The organism is Streptomyces sp. NPDC055962, assembly GCF_042270185.1.
Classification (GTDB): domain Bacteria; phylum Actinomycetota; class Actinomycetes; order Streptomycetales; family Streptomycetaceae; genus Streptomyces.
Genome location: NZ_JBHJYN010000002.1, coordinates 47908 through 65948, shown reverse-complemented (window position 1 = coordinate 65948; position 18041 = coordinate 47908). Strand labels below are relative to the sequence as shown.

Here is an 18041-nt window from a genome sequence, read left to right as displayed (position 1 = left end):
GCTGAGGTGCACGGCCCATCGTACGTGACCAACGCGCACGGATGCCACCGTATTCCGGCGGCCCCGGGCGCGCGCCCCGGACCGGGTGGTGCCTACGCGCTGCGCTGGCGCCGGCGGGCCGCCGCGATCGCGCGGTTCGTCTCCCGCGTGTCCTGCTTCTCGCGCAGCGTCTGCCGCTTGTCGAACTCCTTCTTGCCCTTGGCGAGCGCGATCTCGACCTTGACCCGGCCGTCCTTGAAGTACAGGGCGAGGGGCACGATGGTGTGACCCGTCTCCTGCGACTTGGACTCCAGCTTGTCGATCTCGGCCCGGTGCAGCAGCAGCTTGCGCTTCCGCTTGGCCGCGTGGTTGGTCCACGTGCCCTGCACGTACTCCGGGACGTGGATGTTGTGCAGCCACGCCTCGCCGTTGTCGATCTGGACGAAGCCGTCGACCAGCGACGCCCTGCCCATCCGCAGCGACTTGACCTCCGTACCCATGAGTACGAGACCGCACTCGTAGGTGTCGAGGACGTGGTAGTCGTGCCGCGCCTTCTTGTTCTGCGCGATCATCTTGCGCCCGGTGTCTTTTTCCTTGGCCATAGTGCGGTCATTTTCGCACTACGACCCACCCCCGAGGCCACTCAATACCGTCTCGCCCCGCTGCTGGGCCTCCGGGCCCGCCCCGACGTCCGGTGTGATGCCGCTCCCCTCGACGCTGCGGCCGGCCGGAGTGCGGTAGTGCCCGACGGTCAGCTCGGCCACCGAACCGCCCGGGAGCTTGCTGGGCATCTGCACGGAGCCCTTGCCGAAGGTGCGGGACCCGACGGTGACGGCCCTGCCCCGGTCCTGGAGCGCACCGGTCAGCAGTTCGGCGGCGCTCATCGTGCCCCCGTCCACCAGGACCACCACGGGCCGCTCGGTGTTCCCTCCGGGGTCGGCGTACAGCGCGCGCTGCTCACCGTGCACGTCGTAGGTGGCGACCAGGCCGCCGTCGAGGAAGGCGGAGGAGGCGGTGACGGCCTCGGTGACGAGACCGCCCGCGTTGGCCCGGAGGTCCAGGAGGATGCCCGCGTCCCCCGGCGCCTCGTCCACGGCGTCGCGCACGGCGGTTCCGGCGCCCTTGGTGAACGCGGAGACCTTGATCAGCACGGCGGAGGAAGGGGACCGCCCGAGGCGCCGGACGCTCACCGGGTCGGTGCTGAGCCGCGCCCTGCGCAGGGTCGTCGTCCAGGAGTGACCGCCGCGGCTCAGCCCGAGGACGACGGAGGAGCCCTCGGCCGCCTTGGTGCGGTCCCCGCGCAGCAGCGCGACGACCTCGGCGACGGGGCGCTTCTCCACGGGCCGGCCGTCGAGGGTGCGCACCAGGTCGCCCCTGCGCACGCCCGCCCGGTCCGCCGGCCCGCCGGGCTGGACCGCCGTCACCGTGACCTCGCCACGGGCCGAGCGGCGGGCGGAGATCCCCACACCGGTGTACGAGCCGTCGAGGGCCTGCTCGAGCTCCTCGTACTCCCGCTCGTCGTAGACCGCCCCCCAGCGGTCGCCGCTGCGGCTGACGACCTCCTCGGCGGCGTCCGTGCCCGACTTCCCGTCGGCCTCGGCGTCGGCGACGGCCTCCGCGATCTCCTCGCGGTCGACGGAACCGACGGTGGAGGACACGGCGCGGGTCCTTATCTCGGTGCCCGTGCCGCCCTCGCGGGGCAGGGACCCGGTGGCCGCGGCGGTGGCCAGCACACTCGCGAACACCAACGTCAGGGCCGCCCCGCGGCGGACACCGCGGGGTTTCAAATGGTACGTATGGCCCGGCATGTGGCCGAGTGTAGGACAACGCCCCGTCCGCACACGGCGCGTTGGCCGCATGCGGGACGGGGCGCTCGTCACACCTTGAGGTACTTGCGCAGGGCGAAGAGGGCGGCGACCGCGGGCATCAGCAGACCGATCACGAGCACCAGCGGAAGCTTCGTGAGCACCGCGTCCCAGCCGATGAAGTCGATCAGGTTCAGCTTCTCCTGGAGCGCGAGACCACCGTCGATCAGGAAGTACCGAGCGGCTATCAGGATCACGCAGGCGAGCAGTCCGCCGATCAGACCGGCGAAGGCGGCCTCCATGATGAACGGCATCTGGATGTAGAAGCCCGAGGCCCCCACCAGCCGCATGATGCCCGTCTCCCGCCTCCGGCTGAACGCCGAGACGCGGACGGTGTTCACGATGAGCATCAGCGCAATGACCAGCATCAGCCCCATCAGGAAGATCGCGGCCACGTTCATGCCGTTCATCAGCCCGAAGAGGTTGTCGAGGATGCTGCGCTGGTCCTGGACGGACTGCACCCCGTCACGTCCCGCGAAGGCCGTCGCGACCACCTTGTACTTCTGCGGGTCCTTGAGCTTGACCCGGAACGACTCCTGCATCTGGTCCGGCGTGATGTTGCCGGCCATCGGCGAGTCGCCGAACTGCTCCTGGTAGTGCTTGTACGCGTCGTCGACGTTTTCGAAGAGGACGGGCTTCTGGACGGCCTCCATCTTCTCGAGGTCGGCCTTGATCTCCTTCTTCTGCTCCGCCGTGACGGCGCCCTTGGCGCACTTGGGGACGTCCTTGGCGTCGTTCTTGTTGCAGAGGAAGATCGAGACGTTGACCTTGTCGTACCAGTAGGTCTTCATCGAGCTGACCTGCTCGCGCATCAACAGCGCACCGCCGAACAGGGCGAGCGAGAGGGCGACGGAGACCACGACCGCGAAGGTCATCGTGAGGTTGCGACGAAGACCGACGCCGATCTCCGACAGGACGAACTGGGCGCGCATGGCGTCCTTTCAGTACTCGATGCTCAGTGCTGGTAGCCGTAGACGCCACGCGCCTGGTCACGTACGAGACGGCCCTGCTCGAGCTCGATGACGCGCTTGCGCATCTGGTCGACGATGTTCTGGTCGTGGGTCGCCATGATCACGGTGGTGCCGGTCCGGTTGATCCGGTCCAGCAGCTTCATGATGCCCACGGAGGTCTGCGGGTCGAGGTTGCCGGTCGGCTCGTCCGCGATCAGCAGCATGGGGCGGTTGACGAACGCCCGCGCGATCGCGACACGTTGCTGCTCACCGCCGGAGAGCTCACCGGGCATCCGGTCCTCCTTGCCCCCGAGTCCGACGAGGTCGAGAACCTGCGGCACCGCCTTGCGGATCTCACCGCGGGGCTTGCCGATGACCTCCTGCGCGAAGGCCACGTTCTCGGCGACGGTCTTGTTGGGGAGGAGGCGGAAGTCCTGGAACACCGTGCCCAGCTGGCGGCGCATCTGCGGCACCTTCCAGTTGGACAGCCGCGCGAGGTCCTTGCCGAGGACATGGACCATGCCCTGACTGGCGCGCTCCTCCCGGAGGATGAGCCGCATGAAGGTGGACTTGCCGGAGCCGGAGGAGCCCACCAGGAAGACGAACTCGCCCTTCTCGATGTCGAGTGAGACGTCCCGGAGAGCTGGGCGGCTCTGCTTCGGGTAGGTCTTGGAGACGTTGTCGAATCGGATCACGGATGCACCACGGTCGGCCGGGGGTAGGTGAGCGTGACCATACGCGAACCGGGTGAGCGCGTGCAGTCGGCGTCCGGCAATGAGGGATTTGTGACGGAACGCGGTACGGAACGAAACGGGGCGTGCCGGACCTTGTCCGGCGGGCCGCGCCGAAACCGCCGCGAGCTGGCACAGTGGTAGGGGGAACGGTTGCGTTTCCCTGAGCGTTGTGCGGAGAGAACGTGGATGCGGCTCCGCCGCGCGGGAGGAGGAGTGCGCATGACCTATGACCGACTGGTGTGCGCGAACTGCGCGGCGCCCGTGAGCGAGGGCCGCTGCCGTGTCTGCCGGGCGAGCCGGGAGCGCATGCAGGAGCAGGGGATGTTCGCGGGGCTCAACCCCGCGATGCTGATAGCGCTGATGGTGATCCTGGTGGCCGCCCTGGCCCTGCTGGCACACCAGGCCGTCTGAGCGGGAAGCCGCGTCGCCGCCCGCCCAGCAGGGCTGAGGCGTGCGCGTACGGCCGCACGAGCGGCTCCGGTACACGAAAGGGCCCGGGAGGCCTCGAAGGCTCTCCCGGGCCCTTCAGCGTGCGCGTGAGGCTCAGGCGGTCGTGCGGCCGCCGGCCAGGCGCGGCAGGATGCGGAAGCCGATGCCGCCGGCGATCATCGTCGCGGCGCCGAGCAGCAGGAACGTGGTCTCCGCCGCACCGGTCTCGGCGAGCTCGTCCTTGCCCTTGCCCTGCTCGACCGGCTGGTTGCCGACACTGTCCGTGTCGGTGTTGTCACCGGCGTCGGGGTAGGACGGGTCGGACGGGGCGGTGGTCACCCCGTCGCTGGGCTCCTCCGTCGGGCCGTCGGTCGGCTCGTCGGTCGGCTCTTCGGTCGGGGGCTCCTCGGTCGGGGGCTCCTCCGTGGGAGGCTCCTCGGTCGGGGGCTCCTCCGTGGGAGGCTCCTCCGTCGGAGGCTCCTCGGTCGGGGGCTCCTCCGTCGGAGGCTCCTCCGTCGGGGGCTCCTCCGTGGTCTCACCCGGGTTCGGCGGCTCGACGGTCGGGTCCTCCTCCCCGACCGTGAGGCTCACGCTCGTGGTGGCGTCGTCCCCGTCGATCCCGAGGCCGAGGCCGATGCCCGCGGCCTGTGCGGCGCCCGCCGCCGTGAGCGAGGCACCCGCGGCAATAACCGCACCAGCGGCTATCCGCGCGACGCGGATTCGCGTCTTCTTCGTCATCTGTTGCTACCCCCAGTAGCTGATCTCGTCGATGGAGCAGCCATATGTGGTCCACGGCCCTGCGGGGTCACTCGCTCTGCAGGGCCACGCCGTACCGTGGTCATCCCGCCCTCCCCCGATCACACCTGTCCCAGACATACGCGTGCTGCTTCAGCACCCTGTCCAGAGATAAGGAGTACGTCAAGGACGTTCCGGGGGGATAAGAGCCGCTATGAGGGTTCTTGACGGCTAATAGGAATCACGACTGTGACGCGTTCGCCACACGTTCCCCTCAACTGCCCTGTACATCGGGCGGGATGGGAATGCGAAGGGCCCGGACGGTGAATCCCGTCCGGGCCCCGCAGCCTCACGGCTGGAGTTACTTCTCGCTCTGCTTGCGCCAGCGGATGCCGGCCTCGACGAAGCCGTCGATCTCGCCGTTGAAGACCGCTTCGGGGTTGCCCATCTCGAACTCCGTACGCAGGTCCTTGACCATCTGGTACGGGTGCAGGACGTAGGAACGCATCTGGTTGCCCCAGGAGTTGCCGCCGTCGCCCTTGAGCGCGTTCATCTTGGCCTGCTCCTCCTGGCGGCGGCGCTCGAGGAGCTTCGCCTGGAGGACGTTCATCGCGGACGCCTTGTTCTGGATCTGCGAGCGCTCGTTCTGGCAGGAGACGACGATGCCGGTCGGCAGGTGGGTCAGGCGTACCGCGGAGTCCGTGGTGTTGACGCCCTGGCCGCCGGGGCCCGAGGAGCGGTACACGTCGACGCGCAGCTCGGACTCGTCGATCTCGACGTGGTCGGTCTGCTCGACGACCGGCAGCACCTCGACGCCCGCGAAGGACGTCTGGCGCCGGCCCTGGTTGTCGAACGGCGAGATGCGAACGAGGCGGTGCGTGCCCTGCTCCACGGAGAGGGTGCCGTAGGCGTACGGGACCTCCACCGCGAAGGTGGTCGACTTGATGCCGGCCTCTTCGGCGTACGCCGTCTCGTAGACCTCGGTCTTGTAGTTGTGCCGCTCCGCCCAGCGGAGGTACATGCGCTGGAGCTTCTCCGCGAAGTCCGCCGCGTCGACGCCGCCCGCCTCGGCCCGGATCGTGACCAGGGCCTCGCGCGCGTCGTACTCGCCGGAGAGGAGGGTACGGACCTCCATCTCGTCGAGCGCCTTGCGGACGGATTCGAGCTCCGCCTCGGCCTCGGCCTGCGTGTCGGCGTCACCCTCGTCCTCGGCGAGCTCGAAGAGGACTCCGAGATCGTCGATACGGCTCCGCAGGGCCTCGGCCTTGCGGACCTCGGCCTGGAGGTGCGAAAGCTTGCTGGTGATCTTCTGCGCCGCCTCCGGGTCGTCCCAGAGGGACGGGGCCGCCGCCTGCTCCTCGAGCGCGGCGATGTCGGCCCTCAGCGCATCCAGGTCCAGGACGGCCTCGATCGACCCCATGGTCGAGGAGAGGGACTTCAGCTCTTCGGAAATATCGACGACTGCCACGGGTCCAGCGTAACGGCTGGGCGGGTGAACCTGTCCCTCCCCCGGATCCCGGCCTCCCCGGGACGGCTCTCAGGGGGCCGCCGGCGCCGAATTCCGCGTGTCCTCGGGGGCCGACCCCGGGTCGTCGCCGCTCGTGGCGAGCCAGCCGCCCACCCCGACCGCCGCACACAGGGCCACCGCCGCGACGCCCAGAGTGATCCTGCGCTTGCGTACGGCCGCCGACTTGTTCCGCGCCGAGCCGGGCCGCGGCCGGCCGGGGGCGCGCGGGGCGCGGGCCGTGCCGAGGGGGCCGCCGGAGAGCTCGTCGGGGGCGGGCACCCGCATGCTCGTGTGGGTGTCCCGGTTGGAGTCCGGGGAGGAGCCGGGCACCAGGGGCACCGCGCCGCGACGGCGGGGCTCCTCCTGGGCCGGGGTGTACTGCTGCTCGTCGTACGCCTGCGGTTCGGACTCGTTGTCCGGCTCGTCGACGTCGAGCGGGGGTATCCCGGACAGGAGCGGGAGCAGCTCGCGCAGCCGGGTCGCGAGCTCGGAGGCGCGCAGCCGGGACGCCGGGGCCTTGGCCAGGCACTGCACCAGGAGCTGCCAGAGCTCCTCGGGGATGCCCGGGAGCGGGACGACCGTCTCGGTCACGTGGCGGCGCAGGACGGCGCCGGGGTGGCCTCCGCCGAAGGGGGTGAAGCCGGCGAGGAGCTCGTAGAGCACGGTCGCCAGGGCGTAGATGTCCACGGCGGCACGCGGCGGGAGGCCCTCGACGATCTCCGGGGCCAGGTAGTCCGGGGTACCGATGATCTTGGTGGTCTTGGTGCGGCGCGGGGTGTCGATCAGCTTGGCGACACCGAAGTCGGTGAGCAGCGCCGGGTGCGAGCCACCGGGGCCGAGCGGGCCCTCCATGTCGAGCAGGATGTTCTCCGGCTTGACGTCGCGGTGCACCACGCCGGCGCGGTGCGCGGCGGCGAGGCCGTCGGCGACGTCCGCGACGATCGCCGCGGCGGCCTCGGGCGCGAGGCGGCGCTCCCGGTCGAGACGGGTGCGCAGGTCGGTGCCCCGCACCAGGTCCATCACCAACGCCAGGTCGGTGCCGTCCACCACGAGGTCGCGGACGGCGACGACGTGCGGATGCCCGAGCCCGAGCAGCGCGGTGCGTTCCTGCACGAAGCGGCCCACGAGCTCCTGGTCGGACGCGAGGTCCTCGCGGAGCAGCTTGATGGCGACCGGGCCCTCGGGCCCCTCGCCGAGCCACACCGTGCCGGCGCTGCCGCGCCCCAGGATCTGGTGCGCGGTGTACCGGCTGCCGATATTCCGTGCCAAGACTGCTCCCTCAGCGGCTGGCGGTGACCCCCGGTCGACAAAGTTACGCGGCGAACGGGGTGCTGCGTGCCCTGGATGGCGCCAACCTTCACTTCTGCGGGCGAATTGGGCCCGCAGAAGTCGACAAAGGCACAGAGTGGGTGATGCTACTGACCGGTCGTGCCCCCGGAGCCACCGCTCCCGCCGAGCTCCTCGAACCAGTCGGTGACCGTGGTGATGCCGTCCCCTATGGCGTCCCAGAAGCTCTTGCCCTGGGCGACCCAGTCCTGAAGCGGCGTCAGTTCCCAGATGAGCCAGGCGGCGACGACCAGCAGCACCACCGAGAAAAGGCAACCCTTGAGGCAGCCGAGGCCGGGGATGCGCATCGGATTGGCGCTGCGCTGCCTCGGCTGGCGCGGGGCCGGCTGCTGCGGAGGCGGCTGCTGCGGAGGCGCGTACTGCTGCCGCTGCGGCTGCTGGGGCCGCTGCTGCTGGGGCTGCGGCTGGTAGCGCTGCGGCTGCTGCTGCGGGTACTGCTGGGCGCGCTGCTGCTGGGGCTGCGGGCGCTGGTCCTGCCGGCCCTGCGGGTGCTGGTTCTGCGGCGGCTGCTGGCGCTGAGGCCGGCGGCGCAGCGGGTCCTGGCCGGGGTCGAGGTACTGGACCTGCGTCTGCTCGTTGCGGTCCCGGGCCGCCCTGAGCTGGGACTGCCAGGGGTGCGGCTCGTCGGGCCGCGGCGGGCCGGGCGGCACGGGCGGCATCATCGCGGTCGGGTCGGCCCCGCCGCCCGCTCCCGGGGTCTGCTGCATCACGCTGGTCGGGGCGGCGGGGTCGTACGAACCCGCGTTGCTCGGCAGCACCTGGGTCGGGTCGGCCGCACCCGGGGTCTCCGGGACGGCGGCGGGCGCCGGGTCGGGGGCGAGCAGGGCGCCCACCCCCTCGGCGGCGGCGATCTGCGCCGAGTTCGCGTGGACGCCGATGCCCGCGCCGACGGTGCGCAGGGCACGGGCGAGGTTCACGGCGCTGGGCCGCTGGTCCGGGTCCTTGCGCAGGCAGCGCTCGATGACCGTCCACAGCGGGTCGGGAACGGTGCTGGGCCGCCGGGGCTCCTCGCTGAGGTGCCGGTGGAGGACCTCGAGCGCGGTACCCCCGGCGAACGGCGGGCGGCCGGTGACCAGCTCGTACAGCAGGATGCCCGCGCCGTAGACGTCGACGGCGGAGGTCTGCGGACGGCCCTCGGCGGACTCGGGTGCCACGTAGGCGGGCGTGCCGACGAACTCGTGGGTCCGCGTCAGCCCCGGGGAGTCCGCGAGGCGCGCGATACCGAAGTCGGTGAGCATCGGGCGCATCTCGCCGTTGCGCTCGTCGAGCAGCACGTTGGCGGGCTTCAGGTCCCTGTGCACGACCCCGTCGGCGTGACTGGCGGCCAGCGCGTCCGCGATCTGCGCGGTGAGCAGCGAGGCGGCGACCGGCGTGAGCGGGCCGTTCTCGCGGAGGTAGCGGTGCAGGTCGGGGCCGTCGATCAGGTCCATCACCAGGGCGAGGAGATCGCCCTCGACGACGAGGTCCCGGGTACGCACGATGTTCGCGTGGGTGAGCCTCAGCAGCACGGAGCGCTCGCGCAGGAACCGCATCACGACGTCCGCGTCGTTGGCGAGCTCCTCCTTGAGCACCTTGATCGCGACGGTCTCGCCGGGCTGCCCGGCGACGGCCGCCTCGGCGCCCGCGGTCTCCCGCTGGCGGGCTCGCCAGACGGTGCCCGTGGCGCCGCGTCCGAGCGGCTCCTCGAGCAGGTACTTGCTGCCGACTGGCCGCACGTCACGCGCTCCCTGCTGATCGTTGTGCTCGCGGTCCCCCGGGGCCGCCGGATGTTCCGGCCCACTCTAGTGCCGCCGTACGGGGTACCGGTCGGTCGTCCTCCGGTCGTGTCACCGCTGGGCCGGGGGGATCCAACGGAAGGACGCTCACACGGAAGAGTTGGTTGCCGAACGAGTGTGCAGCACGTCTTCGGCAGGACCAAGCAGGCACTTTTGCACCCACACTCGGCCATTCAAGATCACTGAGCGGCCACCCCCGGGCGTGTTGTCGGTGGCAGGTGCGAGGATGCCTCCAGCACGGAACCGTGAGGTCGGGAGCCTCACCCTCCGTGACGACCTGTACCGGACGACGCGTCCGTGCCGGGTGGGGGGAATCACAGGGCAGTTCCCCTGCCGGGCACCCCGCGCAGAAGGGACCGCTGACGGCGATGCAGATCCGGCTGACCGTCCTCGCGCCGCGCAGCGGCCAGACCCCGGCGCGCGCCTGCGACGTGCTCGTGACCGCGCCCGCCGGGACGGCACTCGCCGCCGTCGCCTCCGGCCTGGCCGCGGCCGTGTCGGGCCCCGAGGGATCCCTGGGCGGCGGCGCCACCGTGCTGTACGCCGGGCGCGAGCGGCTCGACCCGCAGCGTTGCGCCCTCGGCGAGCCGCCCCTCGTGGACGGGACGGTGCTCTCGCTCCAGGTGCCCGGCGAGGACGAGGCGGCCGACGACGCCGTGCCGGCACGGCTCCACGTGATAGCGGGACCCGACGCCGGCGGGGTCCATCTGCTGCACGGCGGGCAGATCCGGATCGGCCGCTCGGCCGAGGCGGACGTCCCGCTCGACGACCCCGACGTCTCGCGGCTGCACTGCGCGGTGACGGTCTCCGACGACGGCCGGGTCTCCGTCGCGGACCTGGGCTCCACCAACGGCACCTCCCTGGACGGCGTGGAGGTCCACGGCCGCCCGGTCCGGCTCGCCCCGGGCGCCCTGCTGCGGCTCGGCGAGTCCACGCTCCGGCTCACGCACGGCTCACGCACCCCCACGCTCACGACGGCTCCGGACGGCGAGGGCCATCTGCGGGTGGCCCGCGCGGAGGCCGGCGGCCTGCGCGGGGACGGCCCCGCGGGAGCGGACGGCGGGCCCGCAGCGGACGCGGCCGCCCCCGAGGGGCACGGCCACACCCACAGCGCCGCCCCCGCCGGCGACGGCACGTACGACGACGGACCGGCCGGCCACGACGCGTACCGAGCGCCCTCCCCGCAGGCCACCCACGGCCGCGGCTCCGCGCTGACCCCGGGCGAGCCCGCCCGGCGCGGCGGGATAGGCGCCTGGGCGAGGCGGCTCAAGACCGGCAAGGGGGAACAGGCCCACGAGACCCGGGCCGGTGATCCGCCGGCAGACGGCCCCGGCGGCGCGTCCGGCCCGCACGCCGCCTCCCTGCCCGCCCACTCCCCCTCCGCCCCGGCCGGCACCTGGCCGGACCCCGCGACGGTGCTCCTCACGGCGCTCGGTCCCGGCCCCCGCCTGTGGGAGCGCGACACCGCGCACCCCGAGGCCCTGGTCGTACGGCTCGGGACGACGGAGCGCGCCGACCTCCCCGCCGTCCCGGTCACCGTGGGGCTGCGGGAGGCCGGCTCACTGGGTCTCGCGGGGCCGCGGGAGCGGCTCTCGGGCCTCGCCCGCTCGGCCGTGGCACAGCTCGCCGCGCTCCACTCGCCCTTCGACCTGGAGATCGTGCTGATCAGCACGGACCGGGCCCGGAGCCTGGAGGAGCGCAGGCGCGAGTGGTCCTGGCTCGGCTGGCTGCCCCATCTGCGCCCCATGCACGGCCAGGACTGCCGCCTGCTCCTCGCGTACGACCGTGAACAGGCGGGCGCCCGCGCGGCGGAGCTGGTGCGCCGCATGGAGGACGGACCGCTGGGGCCCGGCTGGGCGAGCGCCGACCGGTCGTCCGTGGCCGAGGCGGCCCGCGAGCACACCGGGCCCAGCACCGTGGTCGTCGTGGACGGCGATCCCGGCTCCGCCGCCCTGCGCGAGACCACGGCGGCGCTGGCCGGCGCCGGAGCCGCCGCCGGGATCCATCTGATCTGTCTGGCCGAGACCCCGGCCGCCTCCCCGACCTCTCCGGTCGCCGCGACCTACGACACCGCGTGCCGGGCCTCGATCGCCTTCCGCGAGTGCGGTGCGGTCGCCATGCTGAGCGGCGATGTGGCGACCGCGCTGCGGCTGCTGCGCACCGCCGGCGGCCAGGCCGCGGGCCACGGCACCGTCGCCTCCGTGGACGCCGTGTCGGCGGCCTGGGCCGAGCGGTTCGGGCGTGCCCTCGCCCCCCTGCGCGACGAGGGGACGGCCACCCTGCCCGGCAGGCCCATGGCAGCGGCCCTGCCGCCGTCCGCGCGGCTGCTGGACGAACTGGGGCTCGCCAGGGCCACCCCGGCCTCCCTGATGGCGCGCTGGGCCTCCACGGCCGAGGACCAGCCGGGGGCGACGGTCCGCGCCGCGACCGCGCCCGGCGCGGACCTGGGCACGACCAGCTCGGGCCGCACGCTGAGCACAGGCCCCCGGGTGGGCGCGCCGCGCGACTCCCCCGACTCCGGGCACACCCCGTTCCGCAGCGGCGACCCGACGAGCTCGGGCCCCGGTTCGTCCGCGTACACCCCCGCGGGCACGGGCTCCCCCCGGATCGGCACCCAGCGCCGGGACGGCGGAGCCGCCGCCCCCGCGGTCCCCTCCGGTCACGCGGGACGGCCCGTGATCGTGCTCGGAGCGGGCCCCCGCGGACCGCTCTCCGTCGATCTGGCCGCCGAGGGGCCCCACCTGCTGGTCGAAGGACCTGCGGGCAGCGGCCGTACGGAGCTGCTGCGCGCCGTCGCGGCCTCCTTGTCCTCCGCAGCCCGCCCCGACCGGCTCGGCATCCTCGTCATCGACGGGGCGGGCGGAGAGCACGGGGAGCGCGGCGAGGGCCTGGGCCCCTGCACGGAGCTGCCGCACGTCTTCTCGCACCTGGTGGCGTCCGACCCCGTCCGCATGCGTGAGTTCGCCCAGGCGCTGGGCGGCGAGCTGAAGCGACGGGCGGAGCTGCTCGGGCCGCTGGACTTCACCGCCTGGCACGCCCGGCACGAGGAGGCGCGGACGCTCGGCGGACGCCGCCCCGCCGGAGCCGCCGAGCAGCGTGGTGACATCGAGTCGCCCGCCAGCGGCACCCTGCGGCTGAGGCCCGCCTCGGCCCGTCCGGTGGACCCGGGGCCCTCCCCGCTCCCCCGGCTGGTCGTCCTGGCCGACGACTTCGACGCCCTGGTCGCCCCGGCGCTCGGGAGCCCGGGCCGCCCCTCCGCCGGGTCGGTCGTCCGGGTGCTGGAGGCCGTGGCCAGGGAAGGAGGGCGGCTCGGTGTCCATCTGGTGGCCTCCTCCGCCCGCCCGGACCGCACCGAGGACACGGAGCTGGCCCGGGGCGCGCGGCTGCGCATCGTGCTCGATCCGCCCGTCGTCCCCCCGTCGCCCGACGAGCCCGCTCCGGGCCGGGGGCGGCTGGGGCATCCGGACGGCCGGGTGACGCCGTTCCAGGGCGGCCGGGTCACCGGCCGCATTCCGCGCACGGCGACCCTGCGCCCGACCGTCGTGCCGCTGGAGTGGGAGCGGATGGGCGATCCGCCGGCCCGCCGGCCGGTCCGTGAGCTGGGCAACGGGCCCACCGACCTGGCCCTGCTCGCCAGTGCCCTGGAGAGGGCGGCCCGTTCGGTGAACGCGGAGCCGCTGCCCCCGCTGATCCCCTGACCCTCTCGGGCGTGTTTCAGGCGCCGCGCACCGGGGGGTCCGGCGATTCCTGGGTCCGTGCCGTTTCGAGGACGGTCTCCACGAACGCGCGCACACCGGGGGTGTTGCCGGTCGCCGACCACAGGAGGCCGTACTCCACCGGTGGGGCGTCCCTGAAGGGGACGAAGGCGACGTCCGGGCGGGAGTAGAAGTGCGCGGCGCGTGCGCAGGTGGGGGACACCCCCTTGCCCGCGGCCACCAGGGCGAGTACCTCCTGCCAGGCGCTGGCCGCGGGGCCGCGGGGGATCGGGCGGCCCTGCGGGGTGCGGCGGGGGTAGTGCAGGTCGATGAAGTAGGAGGGCTGCCCGGTGACGGCGATCATCGGTCCGTCCGCGAGGTCCTCCAGGGAGACGCTCTCCTGCCGGGCGAACGGGTGGGCGGCGGGGACGACCAAGGCGCGTGGCTCGGTGAAGAGCACCGGCCCGTTGACGATGTCGGGCTCGTCGATCGGCAGCTCCAGCAGGAGGAGGTCGCGGGTCCCCCGGCGCAACGGGCCGACGGGGTCCGCGAGCTGGAGGTCCAGGACGTCGATCAGGCAGTGGGGATGGCGGGAGCGGAAGATGTCGGCGGCCGTCAGGACGAGGGTGCCGCACCAGGCCGAGGAGTAGCCGATGCGCAGCTCGCCGGTGATGTCCCGGCCGGCCGCGGCCGCGGCGGCCAGGGCGTCCTGGATCTGCTGGTAGCCGGCGGCGAGGCCGTCCCTCAGCGCGGCACCGATCGGGGTGAGCTGCACCGTGCGGCTGGTGCGCTTGAACAGCTCCGCGCCGATGGCGCGCTCCTGCTTCTTGATCGCCTGGCTGACGCGCGCCGGTGTGACGTGCAGACGGTCCGCCGTCCTTCCGAAGTGCAGTTCCTCCGCCAGCGCGAGGAAGATCTCTATCTCCCGCAGCTCCATGCCCCAGGCCCCCTCCATGAACGTCCGCGCCGACCGTCCCCGCACGATACGTCGCTGATCAGCGCGTTCCCAGTGCCCGTGCCCGGAAGACCCTGCCGTGGCCCGGACTGCCGACGTGACGTCACGAGCCGATCACGATCGCGGAGTTGGCGCGGACGACGGTGTTGCGGCTCCGGTATGCCGGGCATAGGACAGTCCGCACGGACGACGTGAACCGCACGATGTGAGACGTGAGCGGCACCGCAGGGTCCGACCGTTGGTGCCGGTCCGGGCACATGCGCGCGCAGGAGAGACGGGGCAGGGATGCGCAGAACCCTTCGCATGCGTAGGGCCGCACTGGTGTTCACCGCGATCGGGGCGCTGGCCCTCACCGGATGCAGTGGCGACGGCGACGGGAAGGACAAGGCGGGCGACGGCTCCGGCAAGGGCGAGGACAGCCCGTCGAGCGTCACCCTCCCGAAGCTGGACGGCGAGAAGATATCGGTGGCCGCGGTCTGGACGGGACCCGAGCAGGCCAACTTCACCAAGGTGCTGGACGAGTTCGAGAAGCGCACGGGGGCCACGGTCACCTTCGTCCCGGCACAGGACCCGATCGTCAACTTCCTCGGTACGAAGATCGCGGGCGGCCAGCCCCCGGACGTCGCGATGATCCCGCAGGTGGGCGCGATCCAGCAGGCTGTGGCCAAGAAGTGGGCCAAGCCGGTCGGCGCGGAGGCGCGGGCGCAGCTGGGCCAGAACTACGCGCAGGTCTGGCAGGACCTCGGCGCGGTCGACGGCACCCAGTACGGCGTCTACTTCAAGGCCGCCAACAAGTCCCTGGTCTGGTACAACGCCAAGGCGTTCGAGAACGCGGGCGCGAGCGAGCCGAAGACCTGGAAGGACTTCATGGCCACCGCCGAGACGGTCTCCGCCTCCGGTGTCACGCCGGTCTCGGTCGGCGGCGCGGACGGCTGGACGCTCACCGACTGGTTCGAGAACGTCTACCTCTCGCAGGCCGGTCCGGAGAAGTACGACCAGCTGGCCAAGCACGAGATCAAGTGGACGGACCCCTCCGTCAAGGACGCCCTGACCACGCTCGCCGAGCTGTTCGGCAAGCCGAGCCTGATCTCCGGCGGCGCGGACGGCGCCCTCCAGACCGAGTTCCCTGCATCCGTCACGCAGACGTTCACGGGCGGCGACCAGCCCAAGGGCGCGATGGTCTTCGAGGGCGACTTCGTCTCCATCAACATCGCGCAGACCGAGGCGAAGATCGGCACGGACGCCAAGGTGTTCCCGTTCCCCGCGGTCGGCGCGGACTCCCCCGTGGTGACGGGCGGGGACGCCGCCGTGGCCCTGAAGGACAGCAAGGGCGCCCAGGCCCTGCTGACCTGGCTGGCCTCGAAGGACTCGGCGAAGATCTGGGCCGAGGCCGGCGGGTTCATCTCGCCCAACAAGTCGCTGGACACCGCCGCGTACCCGAACGACGTGCAGCGCACGATGGCAGAGGCGCTGATCGGCGCCGGTGACGACGTCCGGTTCGACATGTCCGACCAGGCCCCGCAGTCGTTCGGCGGGACGCCCGGCAAGGGTGAGTGGAAGACGCTCCAGGACTTCCTGAAGAACCCGAAGGACATCGCGGGGACCCAGGCGAAACTGGAGTCCGACGCGGCCGAGGCGTACAAGAGCTGACGGGATGACCACAGCGACAGCGGGGGGCGCCGGCAGCGCGCCCCCCGCCGACAAGCAGCCTGTCACGGGCGCGGGAAAGCGCCCACGCGGAAGCGTGACCGGCACCCGCAGAGCGGTCGCGGCGGCGTTCCTGCTGCCGGCCCTGGTGCTGCTCGGCTCACTGGTCGTCTATCCGATCGTGTACTCCGTCTACCGGTCGTTCCTCGACCAGTCCGGGACCGGATTCGCGGGCCTGGACAACTACGAGGCGCTGTTCACGGACGACACCATCCGGACGGCGGTCAGGAACAACGCGATCTGGGTCGTGTTCGCACCGACGGTCGCCACCGTGCTGGGGCTGATCTTCGCGGTGCTCACCGAGCGGATCCGGTGGGGTACGGCGTTCAAGCTGATCGTCTTCATGCCGATGGCGATCTCGATGCTGGCCGCCGGCATCATCTTCCGGCTGGTGTACGAGCAGGCGCCCGAGCGGGGTGTCGCCAACGCCGTGGCGGTGGGCGTGCACGACACGTTCGCGCAGTCCTCGGGCTTCCCCAAGGCGCATCCCCTGCCCGTCCATCCGCTGAAGGCGGGCGGCGGCGGTTCCTTCGTGACGAAGGAGACCGTGCGGGCCGGTGAACCGGTGAGCCTCCCGCTGGTCGGTGTGGTGCCGGCGAAGATGCCCGGCGACGCGGAGCCCGCGAAGGCGGCCACCGCGTCCGGGGGGTCCGTCACCGGGACGGCGTGGCTCGACTTCACCAAGGGCGGCGGCGGCAAGCCGAACGTCGTCGACCCGAAGGAGCTCGGCCTCAAGGGCATCACCGTCGAGGCGGTCAAGGACGGCAAGGTCGTCGCCACGGCGACGGCCGGTGCGGACGGTGTGTTCACCCTGCCCGCCTCGGCCGACGGCTCCGTGCTGCGCCTTCCGGCGGACAACTTCCGCGAGCCGTACAACGGGGTCGACTGGCTGGGGCCGTCCCTCGTGACCCCCGGGATCATCGGCAGCTACGTCTGGATGTGGGCCGGCTTCGCGATGGTCCTGATCGCCGCGGGGCTGGCGGGTCTGCCGCGCGAACTCCTCGAAGCGGCGCGGGTGGACGGCGCCAACGAGTGGCAGGTGTTCCGCCGGATCACGGTGCCGATGCTGGCGCCGGTGCTCGCGGTGGTCCTGGTCACCCTGATGATCAACGTGCTGAAGATCTTCGACCTGGTCTTCATCATCGCGCCGGGCTCCTCCCAGGACGACGCGAACGTCCTGGCCCTCCAGCTCTACCGTTCCTCGTTCGGCACGGACGCGGATCTCGGGGTCGGCAGCGCCATCGCCGTACTCCTGTTGCTGCTGGTGATCCCGGTGATGCTGTTCAACATCCGCCGGATGCGGAAGGAGGGGCGCCGGTGACGACATCGACCGAGGCCGCACGGGCCGGGCGGGGCACACGGACCGAACCTGCGGCGGTGGCCCGGGAGTCGCTCGGTGCGCGGATCGCCGCACGGGCGGGGGGCGGGGCCATGCGGGTCTTCCTCGTCCTGGTCGCCCTGTTCTGGCTGATGCCGACCATCGGGCTGCTGCTCTCCTCGCTCCGCGGGGCGGAGGACATCGCGGCGTCCGGCTGGTGGAAGGTCTTCACCGCGCCCTCCGAGCTGACCTTCGACAACTACCAGCGGCTGCTCGACAACTCGACGATCACGGACTCCCTGTTCAGCACGGTCATGATCACCGTCCCGTCGACGCTCCTGGTGGTCGTCATCGGTTCGCTCGCCGGATACGCCTTCGCCTGGATGGAGTTCCCCGGCCGCGACTGGTGGTTCCTGCTGGTCGTGGGCCTCCTCGTGGTCCCCGTCCAGGTCGCCCTGATCCCGGTGTCCGAGCTCTTCGGCACCATCGGGATCTTCGAGACGACCTTCGGCGTGATCATGTTCCACACGGCGTTCGGCCTGCCGTTCGCCATCTTCCTGCTGCGGAACTTCTTCGCGGAGATCCCGCGCGAGCTGCTGGAGGCCGCACGGCTGGACGGCGCCGGTGAGATCCGGCTGTTCACCCGGGTCGTGATGCCCCTCGGCGGGCCCGCGATCGCCTCGCTCGGGATCTTCCAGTTCCTCTGGGTGTGGAACGACATGCTGGTCGCGCTGATCTTCGCGGATTCGGACTCCCCGCCGATCACCGTCGCCCTCCAGCAGCAGGTCCGGCAGTTCGGCAACAACATCGACGTGCTGGCGCCCGGCGCCTTCGTGTCGATGGTGATCCCGCTGGCGGTGTTCTTCGCCTTCCAGCGGCAGTTCGTGTCCGGCGTGATGGCGGGCGCCGTCAAGTAGGGCACGGCGCCCTCGCGGCGCGACCGCACGCACGTTCGTCAACACCAGGGCGGCCCGTTCACTCCCGATCGGGCCGCCCTACCTCGTACTTCGCCCGAATGCCACGTCCGGCGTAACCATGTCACTCC

The 18041-nt window shown here is 72.1% G+C and carries 14 protein-coding genes; 5 read left to right on the top strand and 9 right to left on the bottom strand.

Translation table 11 applies throughout. From position 1 onward, the window contains the following. Positions 1–92 precede the first annotated feature (92 nt). From smpB to ftsE, 4 genes are all read right to left on the bottom strand, one after another. Positions 93–581 carry an SsrA-binding protein SmpB gene (smpB, locus tag ACFC51_RS05625; RefSeq protein ID WP_376375036.1) on the bottom strand — a complete coding sequence of 163 codons (489 nt, stop codon included), beginning with the start codon at positions 579–581 and terminating at the stop codon, positions 93–95. Between the two features lie 18 nt (positions 582–599). After that, complete coding sequence (locus ACFC51_RS05620) at positions 600–1787, bottom strand: S41 family peptidase (protein WP_376375039.1); 1188 nt, start codon at positions 1785–1787, stop codon at positions 600–602. A 68-nt stretch (positions 1788–1855) separates the two neighbouring features. Continuing rightward, positions 1856–2776, bottom strand: coding sequence for a permease-like cell division protein FtsX (gene ftsX / locus ACFC51_RS05615; RefSeq protein ID WP_376375042.1), 921 nt, complete (start codon positions 2774–2776; stop codon positions 1856–1858). Positions 2777–2799: 23 nt separating this feature from the next. Beyond that, entirely contained in the window at positions 2800–3489 is a 690-nt protein-coding gene (ftsE, locus tag ACFC51_RS05610) for a cell division ATP-binding protein FtsE (protein WP_014046319.1), read from the bottom strand. A 258-nt stretch (positions 3490–3747) separates the two neighbouring features. Between ftsE and ACFC51_RS05605 the strand changes: the two genes are divergently transcribed. Next, the gene (locus ACFC51_RS05605; protein WP_376375046.1) at positions 3748–3939 is read left to right on the top strand and encodes a hypothetical protein; all 192 of its coding nucleotides are present in this window, start codon (positions 3748–3750) and stop codon (positions 3937–3939) included. Between the two features lie 132 nt (positions 3940–4071). On the opposite strand, the gene ACFC51_RS05600 is transcribed toward ACFC51_RS05605, so the two are convergent. The 4 genes from ACFC51_RS05600 to ACFC51_RS05585 all read right to left on the bottom strand — a co-directional run bounded on the left by ACFC51_RS05600 (position 4072) and on the right by ACFC51_RS05585 (position 9261). Then, positions 4072–4695: an LPXTG cell wall anchor domain-containing protein gene (locus ACFC51_RS05600; RefSeq protein WP_376527108.1), complete on the bottom strand. Its 624-nt coding sequence runs from the start codon at positions 4693–4695 to the stop codon at positions 4072–4074. 358 nt (positions 4696–5053) lie between these two features. Further along, positions 5054–6160 (bottom strand): peptide chain release factor 2, encoded by a 1107-nt coding sequence (gene prfB, locus ACFC51_RS05595; RefSeq protein ID WP_376375052.1) that lies wholly within the window; start codon positions 6158–6160, stop codon positions 5054–5056. Between the two features lie 69 nt (positions 6161–6229). Beyond that, the gene (locus tag ACFC51_RS05590) at positions 6230–7468 is read right to left on the bottom strand and encodes a serine/threonine-protein kinase (RefSeq protein WP_376527106.1); all 1239 of its coding nucleotides are present in this window, start codon (positions 7466–7468) and stop codon (positions 6230–6232) included. Between the two features lie 146 nt (positions 7469–7614). Beyond that, positions 7615–9261, bottom strand: coding sequence for a serine/threonine-protein kinase (locus ACFC51_RS05585; protein ID WP_376375057.1), 1647 nt, complete (start codon positions 9259–9261; stop codon positions 7615–7617). A gap of 428 nt (positions 9262–9689) precedes the next feature. Here ACFC51_RS05585 and ACFC51_RS05580 point away from each other — a divergent pair, with 428 nt between their 5' ends. Next, positions 9690–13019 (top strand): FHA domain-containing protein, encoded by a 3330-nt coding sequence (locus ACFC51_RS05580; protein ID WP_376527104.1) that lies wholly within the window; start codon positions 9690–9692, stop codon positions 13017–13019. A 16-nt stretch (positions 13020–13035) separates the two neighbouring features. Here the strand turns inward: ACFC51_RS05580 and ACFC51_RS05575 are convergent, their stop codons facing one another. Next, the gene (locus ACFC51_RS05575) at positions 13036–13953 is read right to left on the bottom strand and encodes a LysR family transcriptional regulator (RefSeq protein WP_376375063.1); all 918 of its coding nucleotides are present in this window, start codon (positions 13951–13953) and stop codon (positions 13036–13038) included. Positions 13954–14256: 303 nt separating this feature from the next. Between ACFC51_RS05575 and ACFC51_RS05570 the strand changes: the two genes are divergently transcribed. From ACFC51_RS05570 to ACFC51_RS05560, 3 genes are read left to right on the top strand one after another with little or no spacing between them, the layout of a single operon-like run. After that, positions 14257–15621 (top strand): ABC transporter substrate-binding protein, encoded by a 1365-nt coding sequence (locus ACFC51_RS05570; RefSeq protein WP_376375066.1) that lies wholly within the window; start codon positions 14257–14259, stop codon positions 15619–15621. 4 nt (positions 15622–15625) lie between these two features. Continuing rightward, positions 15626–16999: a carbohydrate ABC transporter permease gene (locus ACFC51_RS05565; protein WP_376527102.1), complete on the top strand. Its 1374-nt coding sequence runs from the start codon at positions 15626–15628 to the stop codon at positions 16997–16999. A gap of 56 nt (positions 17000–17055) precedes the next feature. After that, positions 17056–17913, top strand: coding sequence for a carbohydrate ABC transporter permease (locus ACFC51_RS05560; RefSeq protein ID WP_376527994.1), 858 nt, complete (start codon positions 17056–17058; stop codon positions 17911–17913). Positions 17914–18041: the final 128 nt, after the last annotated feature.

Excerpts from the sequence above, each read along its gene's own strand:
- smpB (WP_376375036.1), bottom strand. The coding sequence starts at position 581 with ATGGCCAAGGAAAAAGACACCGGGCGCAAGATGATCGCGCAGAACAAG.
- ACFC51_RS05620 (WP_376375039.1), bottom strand. The coding sequence starts at position 1,787 with ATGCCGGGCCATACGTACCATTTGAAACCCCGCGGTGTCCGCCGCGGG.
- ftsX (WP_376375042.1), bottom strand. The coding sequence starts at position 2,776 with ATGCGCGCCCAGTTCGTCCTGTCGGAGATCGGCGTCGGTCTTCGTCGC.
- ACFC51_RS05605 (WP_376375046.1), top strand. The coding sequence starts at position 3,748 with ATGACCTATGACCGACTGGTGTGCGCGAACTGCGCGGCGCCCGTGAGC.
- ACFC51_RS05600 (WP_376527108.1), bottom strand. The coding sequence starts at position 4,695 with ATGACGAAGAAGACGCGAATCCGCGTCGCGCGGATAGCCGCTGGTGCG.
- ACFC51_RS05580 (WP_376527104.1), top strand. The coding sequence starts at position 9,690 with ATGCAGATCCGGCTGACCGTCCTCGCGCCGCGCAGCGGCCAGACCCCG.
- ACFC51_RS05575 (WP_376375063.1), bottom strand. The coding sequence starts at position 13,953 with ATGGAGCTGCGGGAGATAGAGATCTTCCTCGCGCTGGCGGAGGAACTG.
- ACFC51_RS05570 (WP_376375066.1), top strand. The coding sequence starts at position 14,257 with ATGCGCAGAACCCTTCGCATGCGTAGGGCCGCACTGGTGTTCACCGCG.
- ACFC51_RS05565 (WP_376527102.1), top strand. The coding sequence starts at position 15,626 with ATGACCACAGCGACAGCGGGGGGCGCCGGCAGCGCGCCCCCCGCCGAC.